Genomic DNA, 20,582 nt, shown 5'->3' with positions numbered 1-20,582 from the left:
CCGGATTCCGCCCACCCGGTGCGGAACCGCCCGCCGAGCCGCCGGTCGGGGCGGATTTCGGGGGCCGCGCCGGGTCGTCCCCGGTCGTCGGCTCCACCGATGACAAGTCGTGATTTCGTTGTGATCAGTGTGCGATCACACCATTCCTGTGGCTAGTGTGGTCCGGCGCCCGCGGAAGCCGTGGAGGTTTCCCCCCGATAACCGCAGGGAGTTGTTCCGAATGCGCGTCCCCTCATCTCCGGGTCACCCTCAGCAGCCCGGAGACCACGTCCCCTCGTCTCCGGGCCACCCCCGACAGTCCGGAGACCCCATCCCCTTCTCGCCGGACCACCCCCGGCGGCTCGGAGAGACCGAGATCCTCGCCGGCCCCGCCGGTGAGCCCCTCCCCGCCGGTGAGCCCACCGGCAAGCCCGCCCCCACCCGCAGGCGGAAGCGCGGTCCGGCCATGACCGTCGCCTCCGCCGTCGCAGGGGTGGCGGTGGCCGCCGTCGTGGGCGGCGGCATCGTCTTCGCCGTCGCCGGCGGCGACGATCCCGCCGGCCCGTCGGCGCCGAACGGCACCGGAACCAGCCAGGAGGCCGGCCAGGACCCGGCCTCCGGCGAGTCCGGCCGGCAGTCCGGAGACGCCTCCTCGGACGGATCCGGCGAATCCGAGGCGTCCGACGGATCCGGTGATTCCGGCGGATCCGTCGGAGACGCCGGACCGGGCACGGAGCGCGCCGCGGGTGGCGGCGACGGCGCGGCCACCGGAAGCGGCTCGCAGAGCGGCTCCCGCTCCTCGAACGGTGACACGACCGGTAAGACCACGACCGGTAAGAAAAGCTCGCCCGCGCCCGCCAAGGAGCACCAGAGCGGCACCGGGTCGTCCTCGGGCGAGGACGGCTCCGTCGACCCCCGCTCGGACGGCCCTCCCGGATCCGTCCCCCCGAACGGCCCCAACGGCTGACGGCGGCCACCGGCGGCGGCCGGCACCCGATCCCTTAGTCTGGCCGGGTGCTTGCCGCCGCCGCCGTGTGTCCTCACCCGCCGCTGCTGGTCCCCGAACTCGCCGGCGCCGCGGGCCCCGAGCTCGACGACCTCCGGGCGGCCTGCGCGGCCGCGCTGGACGCGCTGCGCGACGCCCGCCCCGACCGGATCGTGGTGGTCGGCGGAGCGGACCTGGCCGGAGAGCACGGGGCCGGCGCCGCGGGGAGCCTCGCGCCCTGGGGCGTCGACGTCCGGGCCGGTGAGGGTGAGCCGGTCCTGCCCCTGTCCCTGACGATCGGGCGCTGGCTGCTCGACCGGGCGGGGATGGCCGCCTCGTCCTTCCACGCGGTGCCGTTCGACGCCTCGCCGGCGGAGTGCGCCGCGCTCGGCGCGCGGCTGGCGGACGGACCGGGCCGGGTGGCGCTGCTCGTCATGGCCGACGGCTCGGCCCGCCTGACGGAGAAGTCCCCCGGTTACCTCGATCCCCGCGCCGAGCCGTACGAGGCCGCGATTGTCGGCGCGCTGGCCCGGGGAGACGTCCGGGAACTCGCGGCGCTCGACCCGGGCGAGGCCGCGGAGTCGCAGGTGGCCGGTCGCGCGGCCCTTCAGGTCCTCGCCGGGGCGGGCGGTGCGCCGTACTCCGAGGTGCTCTACCACGCGGCCCCCTACGGCGTCGGCTACTTCGTCGCCCGCTGGACGGGATGACCCCGTCGCTCGCGGAACGGGGCGGAAGCCGGTGGCCGCGACGCGGAACGGAGCGGGCGCCGGTGGCCGCGACGCGGAACCAGGACGGTCATCGGCCATCGGTCATCGGTCATCGCTGGTCGCGGCGCGGGACCGCGACACGCATCAGGTCGTGGGCGAGCACCACTTCGCCGTCGAAGGCCAGGCGCGCCTCCTCCGTGAACCGGGGCTCGTCGGCGGCGTCGTAGCGTTCGGAGACGTGGGTCAGCACCAGGCGGCGCACCCCGGACTCGGCGGCGACCCGGCCGGCCTGGGCGGCGGTCAGGTGGCCGTACCGCGCGGCGAGGTCCGACTCCGAGGACAGGAACGTGGACTCGATCACCAGCAGGTCCACGCCCTCGGCGAGCGCGAGGACGCCGTCGCACAGCGCGGTGTCCATGACGAACGCCGCGCTCTGGCCGGGGCGGGGCTCGCTGCACTCCGAGAGGAGCACGACCGACCCGTCAGGGGCGCGCACCGAGCCCTCGCGCTGGAGTTCGCCGACCGCCGGGCCCCGGATGCCGCGCTCGGCGAGCCGCCCGGGGAGCATCCTCCGGCCGTCCGGCTCGTCGAGGCGGTAGCCGTAGGACTCGACGGGATGGGAGAGCGGCCGGGCGGTCAGGGTCACCGGCCCGGCGTCGAAGGCCGGCGCGGAGCCCGAGAGCGGGCACTCGTCGATCACCGAGGTGTCGGCGAAGACGCTGGCGTGGCGCAGCCGCCGCCAGTAGGTCTCGCCGCTCGCCGGGTAGGCCGCCCGGACCCGGTGGGTCACACCGTCCCTGGCGATGCGCTGGACGACGCCCGGCACCCCCAGGCAGTGATCGCCGTGGAAGTGGGTGACGCAGATCCAGGTGACGTCGTGGGAGCCGACGCCGGCCCGGATCATCTGGCGCTGGGTACCCTCTCCCGGATCGAACAGGAACCCCTCACCATCCCATCTCAGGAGATATCCGTTGTGGTTACGGTGGCGGGTGGGGACCGCGCTTGAGGTGCCGAGGACGACGAGTTCGCGAAGGGACACGGTGCACATGGTAGGAACGGTGGCGTTCGGGAGCGTCCCGACCCCGCTGGGGGACATGCTGGCCGCCGTCACCGAGGACGGGGTGGCGGGCGTCGGCTGGAGCGGCGGCCGCGACGGGGAGCTGCGGGAACGGCTGCTGCTCCGACTGGGTCTGGCCGAGGCCAGCGACCCCGCGCGTACGGCCCCGGTGCTGGACGAGCTGGCCCGCTACTACGCGGGGGAGTTGCGGACGTTCTCCTCGCCGGTGGACTGGCGGCTGACCACGCCGGTGCAGCGCAGGGTGCTGGGCACCCTGTACGAGACGGTCGGGTACGGCGAGGCCGTGACCTACGGCGAGCTCGCCGCCCGCAGCGGGACGGGCGTCCCCGCGCGGGCCATCGGCTCGATCATGGGCGCCAACCCGATCCCCGTCATCGTCCCCTGCCACCGGGTCGTCGCCGGGAACGGCCTGGGCGGTTTCAGCGGCGGTGAGGGCGTGGAGTCCAAGCGGTGGCTGCTGACCCTGGAGGGCTACCTGCAGCCGATGCTCGACTGGGGCTGACCGGCTCCGGTCGGATGAATCGGTCGGCCGGTCAGAAATCGGGCAGGACAGGGCGTCGGACGGGACCTCGGAACCGTCCGGAGACGGGTGCCGGACAGCGGAACCGTCCGGAGACGGCGGGCCTCCGGGGTGCCTGACGCCGTGGCCGGAGACCTTCGCCGGACGGCGCCGCCCCGGCGGAAACCGGTGCCGGGCCGGACGGGCCCGGTGAGCCTTCCCGGTGGCGGCTAGGGCGCCGGGGGCGCTCCGGGGCGGCCCGGGGCAGGCGGCGCGTCGGTGTCGGTCTCGGGCCGGCCGGGCGGCGTGCCGTGCTCGCCGTATCCCGCGGCGGTGCCCGCCTCGCCGTACCCCCCGGCCTGACCGGGCTCGCCGGGCCGGGCGGTCATCTTCTCGGCGGCCTCCCGCGCCTTCTGCGCGGCGAGGTCGATCTTGTCGTCGTACTTGCCGCCGCTCTTCTGCCTGGCCATCTGCTCGGCCTTGTCGATGCCCTTCTGGGCGAACTCCCCGGCCCGCGGGTTGCCCCGCAGCATCTCCTTGAGTTTCTGCATGATCGACATGGCTGCGTCCCCCTGTTCGACGTGACGTGACGTGACGTCAACCGCATGCATACCCACGGGGCTCGCCCATACCCCGGAGGTTGACACACTTGTCCTGTGCGTCAGCTACCAGTCATCGCCGTCGTCGGACCCACGGCGGCCGGAAAGTCGGACCTCGCCGTCGATCTCGCCCTCCGGCTGGGCGGCGAGGTGATCAACACCGACTCCATGCAGCTGTACCGGGGCATGGACATCGGTACGGCGAAGCTGACCCCGGCGGAGCGGCGAGGGGTCCCCCACCACCTGCTCGACGTCTTGGACGTCACCGAGACCGCGAGCGTGGCCGAGTACCAGAAGACGGCCCGGCCGCTGATCGAGGAGCTGCGGGCGAAGGGGACCGCGCCGATCCTGGCGGGCGGGTCCGGGCTGTACGTGCGGGCGGCCCTCGACCACCTGGAGTTCCCCGGCACCGATCCGGAGGTCCGCGCACGCCTTTCGGCCGAGCTGGAGCGCCTCGGCCCGGCCCCGCTGTACGAGCGGCTGCGCGGGAGCGACCCGAAGGCGGCCGCGGCGATCCTGCCGGGCAACGGCCGCAGGATCGTCCGCGCGCTGGAGGTCATCGAGATCTCCGGGCGTCCCTTCTCGGCCACGATGCCCTCCTACGACGCCGTCTACGACAGCGTGCAGATCGGCGTCGAGGTGCCGAGGGACGTGCTGGACGAGCGGGTGGCGCTGCGCGTGGAGCGCATGTGGGAGGCCGGACTGGTGGACGAGGTGCGGTCGCTGCTGCGACGCGGCCTGGCCGAGGGCCGTACGGCGAGCCGCGCGCTGGGCTACGCCCAGGTGCTGCGTCTCCTCGCCGGCGAGTGGACCGAGGAGGAGGCGAAGGCCGAGACGGTCCGGGCGACCCGCAGGTTCGTCCGCCGCCAGGAGTCGTGGTTCCGCCGCGACCCGCGGGTGGTGTGGCTCCCGCAGGAGGATCCCGGCCTGCTCGACCGCGCGCTGGCCGTGGTGGAGGACGCTCCGCCCACGAGGTGACCGGCCGTCGTGGAGGTGCCGCGGAGGCGGCGCGCGACGGCCACCGGAGGGCGCCGCGTCCGCGAGACGACCCCGGGCACGCCCGCGGCCGGCCGGGCCCGGCCCGGGGCGCACCCGTGAGGCGACCTCCGGGCGTGTCCGCGACGGGCCGGGCCCGTCCCGGGGCGCGCCCGCGATTCTCTCCCCGATCCGGGGCGTGCCTACAGTTGGGACATGCGATTCGTGAAGGGCCACGGCACCGAGAACGACTTTGTGATCCTCCCCGACCCGGACGGCGAGCTTGAGCTGACGGCGGCGAGGGTGGCGGCGCTGTGCGACCGGCGCGCCGGGATCGGCGCCGACGGCGTGCTGCGCGTGACGCGGACGAAGCTCGTCCCCGAGGTGGCCGGCCAGGCCGGCGAGGCCGAGTGGTTCATGGACTACCGCAACGCCGACGGCGGCATCGCGGAGATGTGCGGCAACGGGACACGCGTCTTCGCCCGCTACCTGGTCGAGTCGGGCCTGATGGACGAGGGCGAGTTCGGCGTGGCGACCCGTGGCGGGGTCAGGCGGGTACGGCTGGCCCGCGGCGGCGACGTGAGCGTGGACATGGGGGCACCCCGGGTGCTGGGCGAGAGCCGGGCGGTCGTGGGGGGCCGCGAGTACGAGGGCGTCCATGTCGACATGGGCAACCCGCACCTGGCCTGCGTGATCGGCGACCCGGTGGCCGGGCTCGACCTGACGCGGCAGCCGGCGTTCGACCCGGAGGCCTTCCCGCACGGGGTGAACGTCGAGCTGCTCAACGCGGTGGGTCCGCACCGGATCGTGATGCGGGTCCACGAGAGGGGGGTGGGCGAGACGCGGTCCTGCGGGACAGGCACCGTGGCCTCGGCGGTGGCGGCCGCGCGGCTGGCGGGGGAGAGCACCGGCACCTGGGAGGTGGAGGTCCCCGGCGGCACCCTCACCGTCACCCTCGACGAGCACACCAGCCACCTCGCGGGACCCGCGGTGCTGGTCGCCTCGGGCGAGATCCTCATCTGACGGCGGCCCGGGCGGCGGGCCAGGCGATGGACCGGATGACGAGCCGGGCGGCGGACCGGATGACGGACCGGACGGCGAAAGGGACACGAGCGGACCGGCCGGGGCATCGGACCTGGCGAGATGGTCAAGTCGTTTGGGGCACGGTCGCCGACCTGGCAGACTGACGTCCCATGGACGTGGACATCTGGTCCTGGGTCGGCGACACCCAGCGGCAACTGCACGAAGCCGGGAACACCGGTCTGGCAATGGCGATCGGCGACGTGCCCGCCCAGGCACTGGAGGGCCGGTACGCGCAGCTCGACGTGCTCGCGCCGGCCATCGCCCAGCAGGCGGGAACGATGGGGCTGCCCTGGCTCGAGTTCTACGCCCGTTACTGGCATCTGATCGGCCGGGTCGGCAACCGCGCCCAGGGCGCGGTCGCCCTCGCCGACGCCGAGGCGCTGGCCGAGTTCGCCCGGCGCGAGGACGTCCGCGACTGCCCGTCGGCCCCCGGGGCCGTCCTGGCGCTGGCCATCGCGCAGGCGAACACCGACGGCCCCGGCTACGCCGCCGAGCGGCTCTCCTCCCTGGGCGCCCTCGACGTCTCGCCCGCCTCCCCGGCCTTCGCCGCCGTGGCCGAGCAGCACGTCGCCGCCCTGATCGACGCCGGCCGTCCGGTGGAGGCCGTCGCCCACGCCGAGGCCGCCGTGGCGGCGCTGCGCGAGGCCGGCCGCGAGGCGAGCTGGGAGCTGGGGGCCGCCTCGGCCCGCGCGCTGCTGGCCGCGGGGCGCCCGGAGGACGCGCTGACCGCGCTGGACGCCGCGGCCGACTTCAAGCCCGACGACCCGGTGGCCAAGGCGCACCGCGAGGGCGTGCTGCGGGCGTTCACGCTCGCCACCCTCGGCAGGACGCCGGAGGCCGTCGAGGCGCTGCCCGACCTCGACGTCGTGGCCGACCACCCGCGGGTGTGGGTGGAGTGGGCGCGGGCCATCCGCCTCCTCTCCGGCTCGGAGCAGATCACCAACAGCTGGCAGCTCGGCCGGGTCCTCAAGCAGTGGATCGACTACTTCGCCATGATGGGCGGCCACCGCGCCCGGGTCGAGCTCGCGATCATCGCCGGTCACCTGGCCGTCGCCCGGCAGGGCGTCTGGCAGACCCGGCTGCTGGCCGACCTCGCCGAGTCCGCGGCCGGCGAGCTGCGCGAGTCCGGTGACGTCGCCGGACGGGTCGCCGAGCTGCGTGCCGCGGGCGACGCGGCCACCGCGCTCCCGGCCCCCGGCCCCGAGGCCGAGCTGGTCGCCTACTTCGACGCGGCCGACGGCTTCAACGCCGACCCCGAGCGCTGGGTGGGCTGGCTGGCCCCGCTGGCCGGGCGCGACCTGGAGGCCACCCGGCGGCAGACCACCACGATGGGCTTCCTCGGTTATCCCGGCCAGGGCGCCGACACCTACTGGACCCTGCTGGTCGACTCCGGCGACGCCGCGACGGCCGATCCGGAGGACATCGGCTACATCACCGGCCTGCTGGTCGAGGCCCGCCAGGACGAGCGGCTGGAGCAGCTGGCCGAGCTGCTGCCCGCCGCGCAGCGCCACCTGGCCCTGGGCCGCCTGCACCGGGCGCGGGAGCGCTGGGAGCAGGCCGCCGCGGAGGCCGAGGCGGCGGTGACCGCCGGTGGTGCGGGCATCGAGGCGAGGCGGCTGTGGGCCGGCGCCGTACAGCAGGCCGGTGACAACGCCAAGGGCGCCGCGATCCTGAAGGAGGTCATCGACTCCGAGGAGACCGAGGCCGAGGACGTCTGGCGGATGATCACCATGGCGACGGCCGCCGAGGACTGGGAGACGGTACGGCTGGGCGCGGCCAAGGTCGGCATGCCGCTGCAGTCGGCAGAGGGGCCGATCGAGGAGGAGCTGGGCCTGGTGCGGGTCATCCTCCCCGCGCCCGACGGCAGCCAGCGGGCGGTCATCAGCCTGCGCACCGGCCCGGCCACGGCCCGCCTGGCCATCCCGCAGCCTCCCGGCATGGACTACAACGCCGGCGACCTCGTCGTCTTCGACCCGCAGCTGCTGGAGCCGATCCCGGAGAAGCCGGAGGAGCAGGAGAGCTTCATCCCGCCGTTCGCCGCGGTCAGCATGCTCCGTCCCGGCGGCTACACGAGCTGGTTCTTCGACGGCGCGGCGCCGAGCGAGGCCGACTGGGCCGAGTTCAACGAGGTCCTGGCCGAGCGCGGCTGGCCGATGTGGGTCTACAGCGACGAGAACTACACCGTGACCAACCCGGCCAACGGCGAGCGGATCCCCGGGGTCTTCGGCTGGATCGCGGTCCCGCCGAACGTGACCCCGACCGAGGTGGACGCCCTCCTCGACGACGCCACCGAGCGCTGGGTCCACCCGCTGGCCTGGCTGGACCTGGCCAGGTCGATCGACGTCGAGGTGGAGCGGCACGAGCGCATCGTCAAGGAGTACGGCCTGTAGAAGCCCGAGGCTCCGGGTCCGAGGCCCGGAGCCTCGGACCCGGCGCGCCGGGCGCACATCGACCGCCCGTGAGGGAAAGCCCCCTCACGGGCGGTCGGCGTTCACCTCTAGAATCTCGTTCGGTAATTACCGCGAGTGAGGGGGAACCGGATGCTGGACCGATTCCGGCTGGACGGCAAGGTCGCCATCGTCACCGGAGCCTCCTCGGGGCTCGGTGTGGCGTTCGCCCGTGGCCTGGCCGAGGCGGGCGCGGACATCGTGATCGGCGCGCGGCGCACGGAGCGCCTGGACGGCACCCGCGCGCTGGTCGAGGAGACCGGCAGGCGGTGCGTCGCCGTACAGACCGACGTGACCAGCCCCGACGACTGCCGCAGGCTGGTGGAGACCGCCGTCGCCGAGCTGGGCGCGGTGGACGTCCTGATCAACAACGCGGGCGTCGCCACGGCCGTGCCGGCGCTCAGGGAGACCCCCGAGCAGTTCCGTCGGGTCGTGGACGTCAACCTGCACGGCACCTACTGGATGGCACAGGCATGTGCCCAGGTCATGCGCCCCGGCTCCTCGATCGTCAACATCGGCAGCATCCTGGGGGAGACGACGGCCGGGCTGCCACAGGCGGCCTACAGCGCGTCCAAGGCGGGTGTCATCGGCCTCACCCGGGACCTGGCCCAGCAGTGGACGGGCCGCCGGGGCATCCGGGTGAACTGCCTGGAGCCGGGGTTCTTCGCCTCGGAGATGACCGAGCAGTACGCCCCGGAGTACATGGCCCGGCAGTTGGAGACGCGGGTGCTGATGGGCCGCGCGGGAGACCCGGCCGAGCTCGTCGCCGCCGCGGTCTTCCTCGCCTCCGACGCCGGCTCCTACGTGACGGGCGCCGTGATCCCGGTGGACGGCGGGATCCTCGTCACCTGACCGGCGCGGGGGTGAGAGGCGGCCGTGCGCGCCGGGGCGGGCGCCTGTCCGGCCGCGACGGCCCGGTACGGGGGCGGCCGTGCACGCCGGGGCCGCCCGCCGTACCCGTGGCGCATGTGCGCTCGTCACGAAGGCATGCGAGAGTGCCTCTTACCCGAGTCACCCGACACGCTTGGGTGAGAGTGGATGGAGGAGAGTTGCAGCAGATCGATCGGCTCGGTGCGGTTGTACGGGATGAGCGCCCCTGGGGTGGTTTCGAGCGGTACACGCTCAACGAGCAGTCCACGGTGAAGATCATCGAGGTGGCGCCCGGCCAGCGGCTCAGCCTGCAGCGGCACGAACACCGCGACGAGCTCTGGGTCGCCCTCGACCCCGGCGCGGTGTTCGAGATCGACGGCGAGCGGATCGAGCCGGCGGTCGGCGACCGCGTGCTGATCAGGGCGGGCCAGACCCACCGCCTCGGCTCCTCGGGGCCGGCCGTCCGGATCATGGAGATCGCCTTCGGTCACTTCGACGAGGACGACATCGAGCGGCTGGAGGACTCCTACGGCCGCGCCTGAGCCGCCGGGGAGACCGGGGGAGACCCAGGAAGATCAAGGGACGAAGTATGACGAAGCGGGAGATGTCCTCCCGCTTCGGGCTCGCCACCGCGTTGAGGTTTTGATGACCACCTGTCGGTGGTGGGGTACTTTGCCAGTTCATGGGTAACGAAGCGGTGTGAGAAGTGGCATAGTGCGATCGGCGACGGTGCGGGGTGCGGTCGCCGCGATGACGGCGTTCACGCTGGCCGGCTGCGGCGGTCTGACAGGGGCGGCCCCCGGCGGCACGCAGGACGCGGCCGCGGGGAAGTCCGCGGCCCAGGCGCTCAAGGATCTCGACAGGCTGCAGGTCAAGGGCCGGGCCCCGATGACCGGCTTCGACCGCGACGAGTTCGGCCCCGCCTGGTCGGACGTCGACCACAACGGCTGCGACACCCGCAACGACATCCTCAAGCGCGACCTGAAGGACGAGAAGTTCAAGGCGGGCACCCACGACTGCATCGTGGTGAGCGGCGTCCTGGACGACCCCTACAGCGGTAAGACGATCAAGTTCGAGCGGGGCCAGAAGACCAGCTCGGCGGTGCAGATCGACCACGTGGTCGCCCTCGCCGACGCCTGGCAGAAGGGCGCTCAGCAGTGGCCGGAGAGCAAGCGCAAGGAACTGGCCAACGACCCGCTGAACCTGCTGGCCGTGGACGGCCCGCTGAACGGCCAGAAGGGCGCGGGCGACGCGGCGACCTGGTTGCCGCCGCGCCGCGCCTACCGGTGCGCCTACGTCTCCCGTCAGGTCCAGGTGAAGATCAAGTACGACCTGTGGGTGACGTCCGGGGAGAAGGACGCCATGCGGACCGTCCTGAAGTCCTGCTGATCAGTCGTCGAGCTTCCGCTTGACCCGGGTGACCTTCCCGGAGGCGGCCGACACGTGGACCTCGTACTCCCAGCGGCCCTTGCGCAGCTCGACCTTCCAGACCCGGCGTCCGTGCTCCCACTCCCGCTCGACCTCGGTCACCCGGGCGCCGGGCACCCGCTTCCGGGCGATCCGGATCGCCTCGCGGTAGGAGATGCCCGCGGTGGCGGCGGTCGCCGCGGCGGGCACCACGGTGGTCGCCGTGCCGGTCGTCGAGGCGGCGGAGAGGGGGGCGCCGGCCGCGGGCCGGGCGGCGGCGAGGACGGTGCCGCCCTCGCCGAACAGGAGGGCTGCGGTGGTCGCGGTGGCGGCGGTCGCGAGGGCGACCTTGGTGATCTGTCTCATGTGTCTAGATTCGCCGCGATCACGATAGCGCCGCGCTAAGCCCGCCCTAAAACAAGCCGAGCCCCGGGGCGCTCCGCGAAACGAGCCGCGCCCCGGAGGACCACACGAAACGAGCCGCGTTTCCGGGCCGCTCCGAAAAGCGGGCCGCGCCCCGGAGCACTACGCCCCGCCCAGCAGGAGGACGACGCTCGCGCCGCCCGTCGCGGAGGCGCCCAGGGACAGCGAGCCGCCCGACGACTCGGCCGTGCGGCGGGCGATGTCGAGGCCGAGACCGGTCGATCCGGCGCCGCTCCTGCCGCGTTCCGCGGGCGCGGCGGTCCCGGTCCCGAAGCCGGGCCCGTCGTCGGACACGGTCAGCAGCGCCCCGCCGTCCGCCGTCGCCAGCCGTACGGCGAGAGCCGCCCCCTCGGGCGTGTGCGCGAACACGTTGCCCAGCAGCGCGTCCACGCAGGCGGCCAGCTCGTCGGCGGGGACCGCGACGGGGAGCGGCCCCGGGGCCAGGTCGAGGTCGAGCCGGCGGGCCTGGTCCTCGGCCAGCACCGACCAGAACGCGACCCGGGCCGAGACGACCGCCGCCGCGTCGCAGCCGGCCCGGTCCCGCGTCCGCCGTCTGGCCTCGACGATCACCGAGGTGACGGCCCGCTCCAGGGCGTCCACCCGGGCCTCGATCCGCCTCGCCTCACCGGGGTCGGCCAGCGACTCCGCCTCCAGCCGCAGCCCGGTCAGCGGGGTGCGCAGCCGGTGGGAGAGGTCGGCCGCGTTCTCCCGCTCCTCGGCGAGCAGGCCGGTGATGCGCTCGGCGAGGTGGTTGAGCGCCAGTCCGACCGCCCGCACCTCCGGCGGGCCGCCGGGCACGGTCCTGGCCGCCAGGTCGCCGCGGGCCAGCCGGTGCGACACCCCGGCCAGGGCCGAGACCGGCCCGGTCACCGCGCGGGCCAGCCGGTCGGCGACCAGCACGCCGAGCCCGGCCAGGGCCACGCCGAGGGCCGCCAGCCCGGCCCACACCCGCGCCACCCCCTCGGTCAGGTCGGCGTCGCTCAGGTGGACCCGCACCACGGCCGTGCCGCCCGGCACGCCCTGGACCGCCACCAGGACCTCCCTACCGCCCGGCACCGCCGCCGTGACGCTGCGGCCCCGGGCGGCCAGCTCGACGGCGGGGGAGCGCCGGGCGGGGGCGCCGACCACCCGTCCGTCCGGGAGGAAGACCGTCACCGGGTGCGCCGCCCGCTCGGTGCCGAGCCGCAGGGTCTCGGCGTCCGCCGAGCCGACCGTCACGGCCACCGAGTCGGCCTCGCTCCCGGCGGCGCTCATCGCCCGGCCCTCGGCCGCCGTGCGGACCAGCAGCGCCAGCGGGACGAGCAGGGCGATCAGGACGAGGGAGGTGGTCGCCGCGACCAGCAGGGCCAGCCAGCGCCTCATGCCGGGGCGGCCAGCCGTACGCCGACGCCGCGCACGGTGTGCAGGTATCGGGGGGCCGCGGAGGTCTCGCCCAGCTTGCGGCGGAGCCAGGAGAGGTGGACGTCCACCGTCTTGTCGGCCCCGCCGTAGGGGATCTGCCAGACGTGGGTGAGCAGCTCCCGCTTGGTGACCACCTCGCCGGGCCGGGAGGCCAGGTAGTGCAGCAGCTCGAACTCCTTGGGGCTGAGGTCCAGCGGCGCGCCGTCCAGGCTCGCCTCTCTGGTGCGGGCGTCCACCCGCAGACCGCCGACGGTCACCGCGCCGTCGGCGCGGTCCGCTCCGGCGCGCCTGAGCACCGCGCGGATCCGGGCGTCGAGCTGGGCGGCGGTGAACGGCTTCACCACGTAGTCGTCGGCTCCGGCGTCCAGCAGCCGGACCATCTCCGCCTCGCCGTCCCTGGCGGTCGCCACGATCACCGGGATCCGGCTGACCGCCCGGAGCATGCGCAGCAGGTCGAGGCCGTCGAGGTCGGGCAGGCCCAGGTCGAGCACGACCAGGTCGGGGCGCTCCTCGACGGCCAGGCGGAGGCCGTCGAGGGCCGCGGCGGCCGACGCCACCGCGTGGCCCCGATCGTGCAGGGCGCGGGTGAGCGAGACGCGGATCACGGCGTCGTCTTCGATGAGCAGCACATTGGACATTTGCCGCAACGGTAGCCCGGTTGCGACCCTCGGCATAAGCACGTTATCGACCCCTTAACCACGCCTTAGCGATCGTGCTGGGAGAGTGGGACCCGTGAGCAGGCGCATTCCCCTCGCCGCCGCCGCGGGCTGGCTGATCACCGCCGTCATCGCGACCGGGGCGGGTGTCACGGTGATCGGTGTCCTCGGCGAGCCGCTGGCCGACTCCGCCGGACGTCCGCTGTCCGCGCGGGAGGTCCGCGAGGCCCTCGCCCGCGCGACCCCGGCCGCCGTGCCCCCGGGCGCGGATCCCGCCCCCTCGGGCGGCCCGACCGCCGCCGGGCCCGGGTCCGCCGCCCCGGCCGCGTCTCCGACCGCCGGGCCGACGGCCCTCAGCCCGACGGCCCTCAGCCCGACGACCGGCGGGCCGACGACCGCCGGGCCCGCGGACGCGGGGACGCCACCCACCCCCGCCGCCGGGGCGTCGCCCGGCCGCAGCCGGCTGATCGCCACGGCCGGCGGGAACGTGATCGCCCGCTGCGACGGAGGGCTGGTGACCCTGCGGTCGTGGAGCCCGGCGCAGGGCTTCCACGTCGACAAGGTGGACCGGGGGCCGGACCGCCGGGCCCGCGTCGAGTTCGAGTCGGAGTCCGGCGAGGTGAAGGTCGAGGTCCGCTGCTCGGCCTCGGACGCCCCGGTCCACACCCTCGACGACTGACTCCGCGCCCTCCGGCGGCGCCGCGTTCGTCACCGCGCCCGGCCCTCCTCGCAGCCCGGCGCGCGGGCGCCGTCGCCCGCGTTCTCCGCGAGCCGGGTACGGGGCCGATCCGGGCCGGCCGCGAACCCGCCGGCCGGAAGCCGAGCCGGACGGTCAGAAGCCGAGTTCGGCGCGGAACGCCTCGGCGATCTCCCGCATGCCCCCGGCCAGTTCCTCCCGGTCCAGGGCGTCGATCCGTTCGGCCGGGCCGGACACCGACATCGCGGCCACGACCCGTGAGCCGTCGCGCACCCCGACGGCCAGGCAGTGGACGCCGAGCTCCTCCTCGCCCAGGTCCGTCGCGTAGCCGCGCTCACGCACCCGCCCCAGCTCGGCGAGCATGCCGGGAAGGTCGGTGATCGTGTTGGCGGTCCGCCGCGGCATGCCGGTCCGTTCCACGATGGAGGCCACCTCGGTGTCCGGCCGCGCGGCCATCAGGACCTTGCCCACGGCGGTGCTGTGCGGCAGCACCCGCCTGCCGACCTCGGCGAACATCCGCAGCCGCCGCGGCGAGGGCACCTGGGCGACGTAGACCACGAAGTCGCCCTCCAGCACCGCGAGGTTGGCCGTCTCGCCGGACAGCTCGACCATCTTCGCCAGGTACGGCTGCGCCCAGGCGCCGACCATGCGCTCGGCCACCCCGCTGAGCCGCAGCAGCGCGCCGCCCAGCGCGTACCGGCGGCCCTCGTCCTGGCGCACGTACCCGCGGTCGACCAGCGCGCGCAGCAGCCGGTGGATCGTCCCGTACGGCAGGCCCGTCCCGGCGGCGATCTCCGACAGCGTGGCCTCGCCGCCCCGCTCGGCCAGCGCCTCCAGCACGTCCAGAGCCCGGTCGACCGACTGCACGCCGCTCATGCGCTTCTCCTGTCCGATCCGTCCCGCCCTCAGGGCACCTTCGCCAAGCCCCGCAGGGAGGCGTCCAGGACCTGCGCGGTGTGCGCGACCGGCAGTTCCGGGCCGCCCCGGCGGCGCAGGGCCGCGGTGACCTGCATGGTGCAGCCCGGGTTGGCCGAGACCAGCAGGTCGGCGCCGGTCTCCAGCACCCGCGCCGCCTTGCGGTCGCCCAGCTCGCGCGCGGCCTCGGGTTGCAGCAGGTTGTAGGTGCCCGCCGAGCCGCAGCACACGGCGGACTCGGCGACCTCCCGCACCGTGAGACCCGGGATGGCCGCCAGCAGCGCGCGCGGCTGTGACCGTATCCCCTGGGCGTGCGCCAGGTGGCAGGCGTCATGGTAGGCCACCGAGAGCCGCAGCGGGTGCCGCGGGGCCACCGGGCCGAGGGCGGCGAGATACTCGGCCAGGTCGGCGGTCCGGATGGCGGCCGCCCGTTCGGCCCACTCGCCGCCGAGGATCTCGGCGTACTGCTTCATCGTCGAGCCGCAGCCCGCCGCGTTGACCACCACCGTGTCCACGCCGGCCCGCTCGAAGGCGGCGATCGTCCGGCGGGCGAGCCGTACGGCCTGCTCCTCACGTCCCGCGTGCAGCGACAGCGCCCCGCAGCATCCCTGCGACGGCGGGATGACCACGTCGCAGCCCTCCATCGCGAGCACCCGGGCGGTGGCCGCGTTGACCTGCGGGAAGAACTCGCCCTGCACGCACCCGGTGAGCATCCCGACCGTGGCCCTGCGCCGGCCGACGGCCCGGACCCGGCGCGGCAGCCGTACCCGGTCCGGCACGTCGGGGGCGAGGCCGGCCATGGCCGCCAGGGACGGGTTGATCCGCTCCAGACGCGGCGCGATCCGGCGGCGCGCCCCCGCGGACAGGCGCAGCGGCAGCCGCAGCGCCCGCAGCCGCCGGGGGTAGGGGAAGAGCCGGAAGACGATCTCCCGGAGCGCCCGGTCGGCGGGCTCCCTGACGTGCTCGCGCTCCACCACGGCGCGGGTCTGTTCGATGAGGCGGTCGTAGCGCACCCCGGAGGGGCAGGCGGTCACGCAGGCCATGCAGCCCAGGCACGCGTCGAAGTGCCCGGCCATCTCCGGGGTCATCGGGGTGCCCTCGACGTGCTGGCCCATCAGGTGGATCCGGCCGCGGGGGGAGTCCATCTCCTCGCCCCACAGCACGTACGTCGGGCAGGTCGGCAGGCAGAACCCGCAGTGCACGCAGTCGGCGATCAGCTCGGGGTCCATGTCAGATCCCTCCTGGGAGGCGGCCGGGGGACATCCTGCGATCGGGGTCGAGGCGCTCCCTGACCCGCCGCATCAGCGGCAGCGCGCTCACCGGCCCCCAGGGGTCGACGGCGGTCATCAGCGAGGGCGGCGCGGCGACGACGGTCAGCCTGCCGCCGAGTCCGGCCATGCCGTCCCTGACCGACGTCACGAACCCCGCGAACTCCGGCGCGGCGACGCCGGAGGGCAGGCCGGCCCGCAGGACGCCCGACGCGACCGATCCGCGCACCCGGGCGGGCACGCCGCCCGCCGCCGCGGCCCGCAGCGCGCCGGCGGCCCGGCCGGGCGGGAACCGCAGTTCCAGCAGCGTCTCCTCGCCGGGCGGCGCACCCCACCACGCGGGCGCCTCACCGGCGATCCGCGCCGGGCCGTGGACGTCCAGCAGGTCCCGTACGGCGCGCGCCCGCTCCTCGGCGGCGCTCCCCTCGACCAGGACGGCGAGGGAGGGCTCCCGGCCGGGGCCGGGCAGGTCCGCCTCGATCGCGCTCGGCTCGGCGGGGGAGGCGGCCAGCAGCCCGACCAGCGCGTCCAGCCTGGCCGTCGCGTCCGGATCGGCGGCCGACGAGCCGGAGACGGGCGGTTCCGCGACGACCCAGCGGCGGGCGGGCGGCACGGGGCCGAGGCGGAAGACGGCCTCGGTGATGACGCCGAGCGTGCCGTGGGAGCCGGTGAACAGCTTGCCCAGGTCGTATCCGGCGACGTTCTTGACGACCTTGCCGCCCGACGTGGCGACGGTGCCGTCGGCCAGCACGACGGTGACGCCGATCAGCAGGTCGCGGGCGGTGCCGTAGCGGAACCGCAGCGGGCCCGCCTCGGCGGTGGCGAGCGTGCCGCCGACCGTGGCGCCGCCGTCGGGGACGTCGAGGCAGAGCCGCTGGCCCCGTTCGGCGAGGACGGCGGCCAGCGTCTCCATGGTCGTGCCCGCCGTGACCCGGACGATCAGGTCGCCCGCGGCGTGTTCCGGTGGCCCGTCGAGGCGGCGGGTGCCGATCGCGAGGTCGCAGCGTTCGGGCGGCAGGCCCCGGTTCGGCTTGGTGCCCCCGCCGGCCGGGACCACGGCGAGGTCGTGCGCGGCCGCGTGGCGCAGCAGGGCGGCGACCTGCTCGGTGCTCTCCGGCAGCGCCGTCCAGCGGGGACGGACGCCGGACACGGCGTCGCCGGGCCCGGCCTCCCGGACCGCCGCCCCCGTCCCGTACGGCGCCGCCCGGTCCGGGGCCGTCCGCCGGGACGCCGCCTGCCGGGCCGCTGTCTCCTGTGACGTGGTCCCCTGTGACGTGGTCCGCTGTGGCGCGTCCTCGCGCCGGTCGTCCATCAGAACTGCTCCGCCCGTCCTGACTCGACCAGCGGGTGCGCGCCCCTGCGGACCCCGGGGACCTCGCCGCACAGGCGGGGGGTGGGGAAGACCTTGCCCGGGTTCGACAGGCTCCGGGGGTCGAAGGCGCAGCGCACCCGCTGCATGGTGTCGAGATCATCTTCTGAGAACATCTTCGGCATATATCGGGATTTGTCCACGCCGACGCCGTGTTCACCGGTGATGGACCCGCCGTGCTCCACGCACAGGTCCAGGATCCGCCCCGATACCAGCTCGGCCCGTTCGGTCTCTCCGGGCCGGGCGTCGTCGAACAGCACCAGCGGGTGCAGGTTGCCGTCCCCGGCGTGGAAGACGTTGGCCACCCGGATGCCGTGCTCCCGTGACAGCCGGTCGATGCTCGCCAGCACCCCGGGCAGCGCGGTCCGCGGCACCACCCCGTCCTGCACGATGTAGGCGGGGCTGATCCGGCCCACCGCGGCGAAGGCCGACCTGCGGCCCTTCCAGATCGCGTCGCGCTCCTCCTGGCCGTCGGCGGTCCGCAGCTCGAACGCGCCGGTCTCCCGGCAGATCCGGGTCACCTCCTCGTACTGGCGGGCCACCTCCGCGGCGGGTCCGTCGAGCTCGACGATGAGCACCGCCCCGGCGCCCTCGGGGTAGGCGCAGGCCACCGCGGCCTCGGCCGCCTCGATCGCCAGGGCGTCCATCATCTCGATGGCGGCGGGCACGATGCCGCCGCCGATGATCGCCGACACCGCCCGGCCGCCCCGCTCGATGCCGTCGAAGGCGGCCAGCAGCGTCGTCACGGCCTCCGGCGCCCGCGTCAGCCGTACGGTGACCTTGGTGGCGATGCCGAGCGTGCCCTCCGAGCCGACGAACACCCCCAGCAGGTCGTAGCCGGGGTCGTCGTCCGACAGCTCGACGATCTCGCCGTCGGGGGTGACGACCTCCAGGCCGAGCACGTGGTTGACCGTGAAGCCGTACTTCAGGCAGTGCGCGCCGCCGGAGTTCTCCGCCACGTTGCCGCCGATCGAGCAGACCTGCCGGCTGGAGGGGTCGGGCGCGTAGTAGTAGCCCAGGTCGCGCACGGCCTCGGTGATCGCGAGGTTGGTGACCCCCGGCTCCACCACGGCCCGCCGCGCGGCCACGTCGACCGACAGGACACGCCGCATCCTGGAGGTGACGATCAGCACCCCGTCGGTGCGGGGCAGCGCCCCGCCCGACAGGCCCGTGCCGGCGCCCCTGGCCACGAACGGCACGCCGTGGTCGCCGCAGAGCCGTACCACGGCCGCGACCTGCTCGGCCGTCTCCGGCAGCACGACGACGCCGGGGACGGCCCGGTGGTGGGTCAGCCCGTCGCACTCGTAGGTGCGCAGCCGTACCGGATCGGTGATCACCGACCCGCGGCCGAGGACCTCCTCCAGCCGCCGGGTCAGCTCCGCGAGCGGTTCCGCCGCCATCGCTCCTCCCTCCCGGATCTCCCGTGCGGTCACGCCGCCTCAGGGCATCCGCGCGTAGGCGGGCAGGGTCAGGAACTCGGCGAAGTCGTCGTCCAGGGCGACCTCCTTGAACAGAGCGGTGGCCTGGTCGTAGCCGGCCTCGTCGTAGCCCGGTTCGGCCTTGATCCGGCCGAGCTCCTCGTCGATGATCCGCTCGACGAGCTCCCTGGTGACCACGGCCCCGGTGTCGGCCAGCTCGATGTCGTTGTGGATCCACTGCCAGATCTGCGACCGGGAGATCTCCGCCGTGGCGGCGTCCTCCATCAGGTTGTGGATCGCCACCGCGCCCTGCCCGCCCATCCAGGCCGCCAGGTAGCGCAGCGCCACGTCCACGTTGTTGCGCAGCCCGGCCTCGGTGATCTCGCCCGGCGTCTTGGAGACCGACAGAAGGTCCTCGGCCGTCACCCGGACGTCCTCGCGCAGCCGGTCGAGCTGGTTGGGCCGGTCGCCGAGCACGCCGTCGAACACCTCGCGGCAGATCGGCACCAGGTCGGGGTGGGCCACCCAGGACCCGTCGAAGCCGTCGCCCGACTCGCGGGTCTTGTCGGCCCTGACCTTCTCCAGCGCGACCCGGTTCACCTCGGGGTCCCGGCGGGAGGGGATGAAGGCCGCCATGCCGCCGATCGCGTGCGCGCCCCGCTTGTGGCAGGTGCGGACCAGCAGCTCGGTGTAGGCGCGCATGAACGGCGCGGTCATGGTCACCGCGTTCCGCTCGGGCAGCAGGAACTCCCGGCCCCGGGTGCGGAACTTCTTGATCACGCTGAACAGGTAGTCCCAGCGGCCCGCGTTGAGGCCGGCGGAGTGCTCACGCAGCTCGTAGAGGATCTCCTCCATCTCGAACGCCGCGGGGTAGGTCTCGATGAGGACGGTCGCCCGGATCGTGCCGCGCGCGATGTCCAGCAGCTCCTGGGCCCGGACGAACACGTCGTTCCAGAGGCGGGCCTCCAGGTGCGACTCCATCTTCGGCAGGTAGAAGTAGGGGCCCCTGCCCTTGGCGAGCTGCCGCCGGGCGCAGTGGAAGAAGTAGAGGCCGAAGTCGACGAGCGAGCCGGAGGCCGGGGAGCCGTCGACGACGACGTGCTTCTCGTCCAGGTGCCAGCCGCGCGGGCGAACCACGACGGTGGCCAGCTCCTCGTCCGGACCGAGGGCGTAGCTCTTGCCGCCGGAGGAGAAGTCGATGGCCCGGTCAAGCGCGTCGCGCAGGTTGAGCTGGCCGTTGACGGTGTTCTCCCAGGTGGGGGCGTTGGCGTCCTCGAAGTCGGCCAGCCACACCTTCGCCCCGGAGTTCAGCGCGTTGATCGTCATCTTCCGGTCCACCGGACCGGTGATCTCCACGCGGCGGTCCACCAGGCCGGGCGCGGGCGGGGCGACCGTCCACTCCGACTCGCGCACGTGCGCGGTCTCGGGCAGGAAGTCCAGGGTGCCGCCCGCCGACAGCTCCGCCTGCCGCTCCTGGCGGGCGCGCAGCAGGTCGAGGCGGCGAGGGCCGAACTCGCGCTGGAGGGCGGCCACGAAGGCCAGCGCCTCCGGCGTGAGGATCTCGTCGAACCTGTCCGCCATGGGGCCGGTGATCTCAACGTCGTCCATACGCTTCCTTTCCGTATTGTTTTCCGTATCGTGGAAAATCAATTCTGAGATGTGGAATAGACGCTACTGGGCGGGTCCCGGCCGGTCAATGGTGGGGTTTTCCTCAGGGTGGGCTCGGGGGAGTCCCGGATGCCCCCGCTCACCGGGCCGTGTGAGAGTTGTGCTCGACTCCCCCGCCGCGGGGAGCGGCCGGGCGGG

The 20,582-nt window shown here is 74.5% G+C and carries 20 protein-coding genes; 10 read left to right on the top strand and 10 right to left on the bottom strand.

All coding sequences use genetic code 11. From position 1 onward, the window contains the following. The first annotated feature begins 445 nt into the window (after positions 1–445). The gene (locus ACFYSC_RS03200) at positions 446–946 is read left to right on the top strand and encodes a hypothetical protein (RefSeq protein ID WP_389955838.1); all 501 of its coding nucleotides are present in this window, start codon (positions 446–448) and stop codon (positions 944–946) included. 47 nt (positions 947–993) lie between these two features. Beyond that, positions 994–1,671: a class III extradiol dioxygenase subunit B-like domain-containing protein gene (locus ACFYSC_RS03195; RefSeq protein WP_389955834.1), complete on the top strand. Its 678-nt coding sequence runs from the start codon at positions 994–996 to the stop codon at positions 1,669–1,671. A gap of 109 nt (positions 1,672–1,780) precedes the next feature. Here the strand turns inward: ACFYSC_RS03195 and ACFYSC_RS03190 are convergent, their stop codons facing one another. After that, positions 1,781–2,710 (bottom strand): ribonuclease Z, encoded by a 930-nt coding sequence (locus ACFYSC_RS03190; protein ID WP_389955831.1) that lies wholly within the window; start codon positions 2,708–2,710, stop codon positions 1,781–1,783. A 19-nt stretch (positions 2,711–2,729) separates the two neighbouring features. Here ACFYSC_RS03190 and ACFYSC_RS03185 point away from each other — a divergent pair, with 19 nt between their 5' ends. Then, on the top strand, positions 2,730–3,251 hold the full coding sequence (locus tag ACFYSC_RS03185; RefSeq protein ID WP_389955828.1) for a methylated-DNA--[protein]-cysteine S-methyltransferase: 522 nt from the start codon (positions 2,730–2,732) through the stop codon (positions 3,249–3,251). Positions 3,252–3,478: 227 nt separating this feature from the next. Here ACFYSC_RS03185 and ACFYSC_RS03180 read toward each other — a convergent pair whose 3' ends face one another. Further along, positions 3,479–3,808, bottom strand: coding sequence for an antitoxin (locus tag ACFYSC_RS03180; protein WP_389955826.1), 330 nt, complete (start codon positions 3,806–3,808; stop codon positions 3,479–3,481). Between the two features lie 96 nt (positions 3,809–3,904). Between ACFYSC_RS03180 and miaA the strand changes: the two genes are divergently transcribed. From miaA to ACFYSC_RS03150, 6 genes are all read left to right on the top strand, one after another. Beyond that, positions 3,905–4,825 (top strand): tRNA (adenosine(37)-N6)-dimethylallyltransferase MiaA, encoded by a 921-nt coding sequence (gene miaA, locus ACFYSC_RS03175; protein WP_389955823.1) that lies wholly within the window; start codon positions 3,905–3,907, stop codon positions 4,823–4,825. Between the two features lie 213 nt (positions 4,826–5,038). Then, the gene (dapF, locus tag ACFYSC_RS03170) at positions 5,039–5,845 is read left to right on the top strand and encodes a diaminopimelate epimerase (RefSeq protein WP_389955821.1); all 807 of its coding nucleotides are present in this window, start codon (positions 5,039–5,041) and stop codon (positions 5,843–5,845) included. Positions 5,846–6,015: 170 nt separating this feature from the next. Next, positions 6,016–8,295, top strand: coding sequence for a tetratricopeptide repeat protein (locus tag ACFYSC_RS03165; RefSeq protein ID WP_389955819.1), 2,280 nt, complete (start codon positions 6,016–6,018; stop codon positions 8,293–8,295). A 150-nt stretch (positions 8,296–8,445) separates the two neighbouring features. Further along, entirely contained in the window at positions 8,446–9,204 is a 759-nt protein-coding gene (locus ACFYSC_RS03160; RefSeq protein ID WP_389955816.1) for an SDR family NAD(P)-dependent oxidoreductase, read from the top strand. Positions 9,205–9,401: 197 nt separating this feature from the next. Next, on the top strand, positions 9,402–9,764 hold the full coding sequence (locus tag ACFYSC_RS03155) for a phosphomannose isomerase type II C-terminal cupin domain (RefSeq protein WP_389955814.1): 363 nt from the start codon (positions 9,402–9,404) through the stop codon (positions 9,762–9,764). A gap of 172 nt (positions 9,765–9,936) precedes the next feature. After that, positions 9,937–10,611, top strand: coding sequence for an HNH endonuclease family protein (locus ACFYSC_RS03150; RefSeq protein WP_389955812.1), 675 nt, complete (start codon positions 9,937–9,939; stop codon positions 10,609–10,611). Here ACFYSC_RS03150 and ACFYSC_RS03145 read toward each other — a convergent pair whose 3' ends face one another. The 3 genes from ACFYSC_RS03145 to ACFYSC_RS03135 form a co-directional block, all read right to left on the bottom strand. Further along, positions 10,612–10,995, bottom strand: a complete 384-nt coding sequence (locus ACFYSC_RS03145) for a PepSY domain-containing protein (protein WP_389955809.1) — start codon at positions 10,993–10,995, stop codon at positions 10,612–10,614. A gap of 159 nt (positions 10,996–11,154) precedes the next feature. Then, positions 11,155–12,414 carry a sensor histidine kinase gene (locus ACFYSC_RS03140; RefSeq protein WP_389955806.1) on the bottom strand — a complete coding sequence of 420 codons (1,260 nt, stop codon included), beginning with the start codon at positions 12,412–12,414 and terminating at the stop codon, positions 11,155–11,157. Further along, a complete protein-coding gene (locus ACFYSC_RS03135) occupies positions 12,411–13,091 on the bottom strand; it encodes a response regulator transcription factor (protein ID WP_362928298.1) in 681 nt (226 codons plus the stop codon). Before ACFYSC_RS03135 ends, ACFYSC_RS03140 begins: the two co-directional genes overlap by 4 nt. A gap of 94 nt (positions 13,092–13,185) precedes the next feature. Here ACFYSC_RS03135 and ACFYSC_RS03130 point away from each other — a divergent pair, with 94 nt between their 5' ends. Further along, on the top strand, positions 13,186–13,788 hold the full coding sequence (locus tag ACFYSC_RS03130; protein ID WP_389955802.1) for a hypothetical protein: 603 nt from the start codon (positions 13,186–13,188) through the stop codon (positions 13,786–13,788). Between the two features lie 153 nt (positions 13,789–13,941). On the opposite strand, the gene ACFYSC_RS03125 is transcribed toward ACFYSC_RS03130, so the two are convergent. Genes ACFYSC_RS03125 through aceB form a run of 5 tightly spaced genes read right to left on the bottom strand, consistent with a single transcriptional unit; the run spans position 13,942 to position 20,384 of the window. Then, complete coding sequence (locus ACFYSC_RS03125; RefSeq protein ID WP_362928302.1) at positions 13,942–14,682, bottom strand: IclR family transcriptional regulator; 741 nt, start codon at positions 14,680–14,682, stop codon at positions 13,942–13,944. A gap of 29 nt (positions 14,683–14,711) precedes the next feature. Beyond that, complete coding sequence (locus tag ACFYSC_RS03120) at positions 14,712–15,950, bottom strand: (Fe-S)-binding protein (RefSeq protein ID WP_389955799.1); 1,239 nt, start codon at positions 15,948–15,950, stop codon at positions 14,712–14,714. Position 15,951: 1 nt separating this feature from the next. Further along, positions 15,952–17,301: an FAD-binding oxidoreductase gene (locus tag ACFYSC_RS03115; protein ID WP_389955797.1), complete on the bottom strand. Its 1,350-nt coding sequence runs from the start codon at positions 17,299–17,301 to the stop codon at positions 15,952–15,954. Further along, positions 17,301–18,758 carry an FAD-linked oxidase C-terminal domain-containing protein gene (locus ACFYSC_RS03110; protein WP_389955794.1) on the bottom strand — a complete coding sequence of 486 codons (1,458 nt, stop codon included), beginning with the start codon at positions 18,756–18,758 and terminating at the stop codon, positions 17,301–17,303. Before ACFYSC_RS03110 ends, ACFYSC_RS03115 begins: the two co-directional genes overlap by 1 nt. A gap of 39 nt (positions 18,759–18,797) precedes the next feature. Next, positions 18,798–20,384: a malate synthase A gene (gene aceB, locus ACFYSC_RS03105; RefSeq protein ID WP_389955792.1), complete on the bottom strand. Its 1,587-nt coding sequence runs from the start codon at positions 20,382–20,384 to the stop codon at positions 18,798–18,800. Positions 20,385–20,582: the final 198 nt, after the last annotated feature.

The organism is Streptosporangium sp. NPDC004379 (assembly GCF_042873875.1).
In the GTDB taxonomy this organism is placed as follows: Bacteria; Actinomycetota; Actinomycetes; order Streptosporangiales; family Streptosporangiaceae; genus Streptosporangium.
Note: the sequence above shows the minus strand (reverse complement) of the source record. Positions and strands in the feature narration are given on the sequence as shown.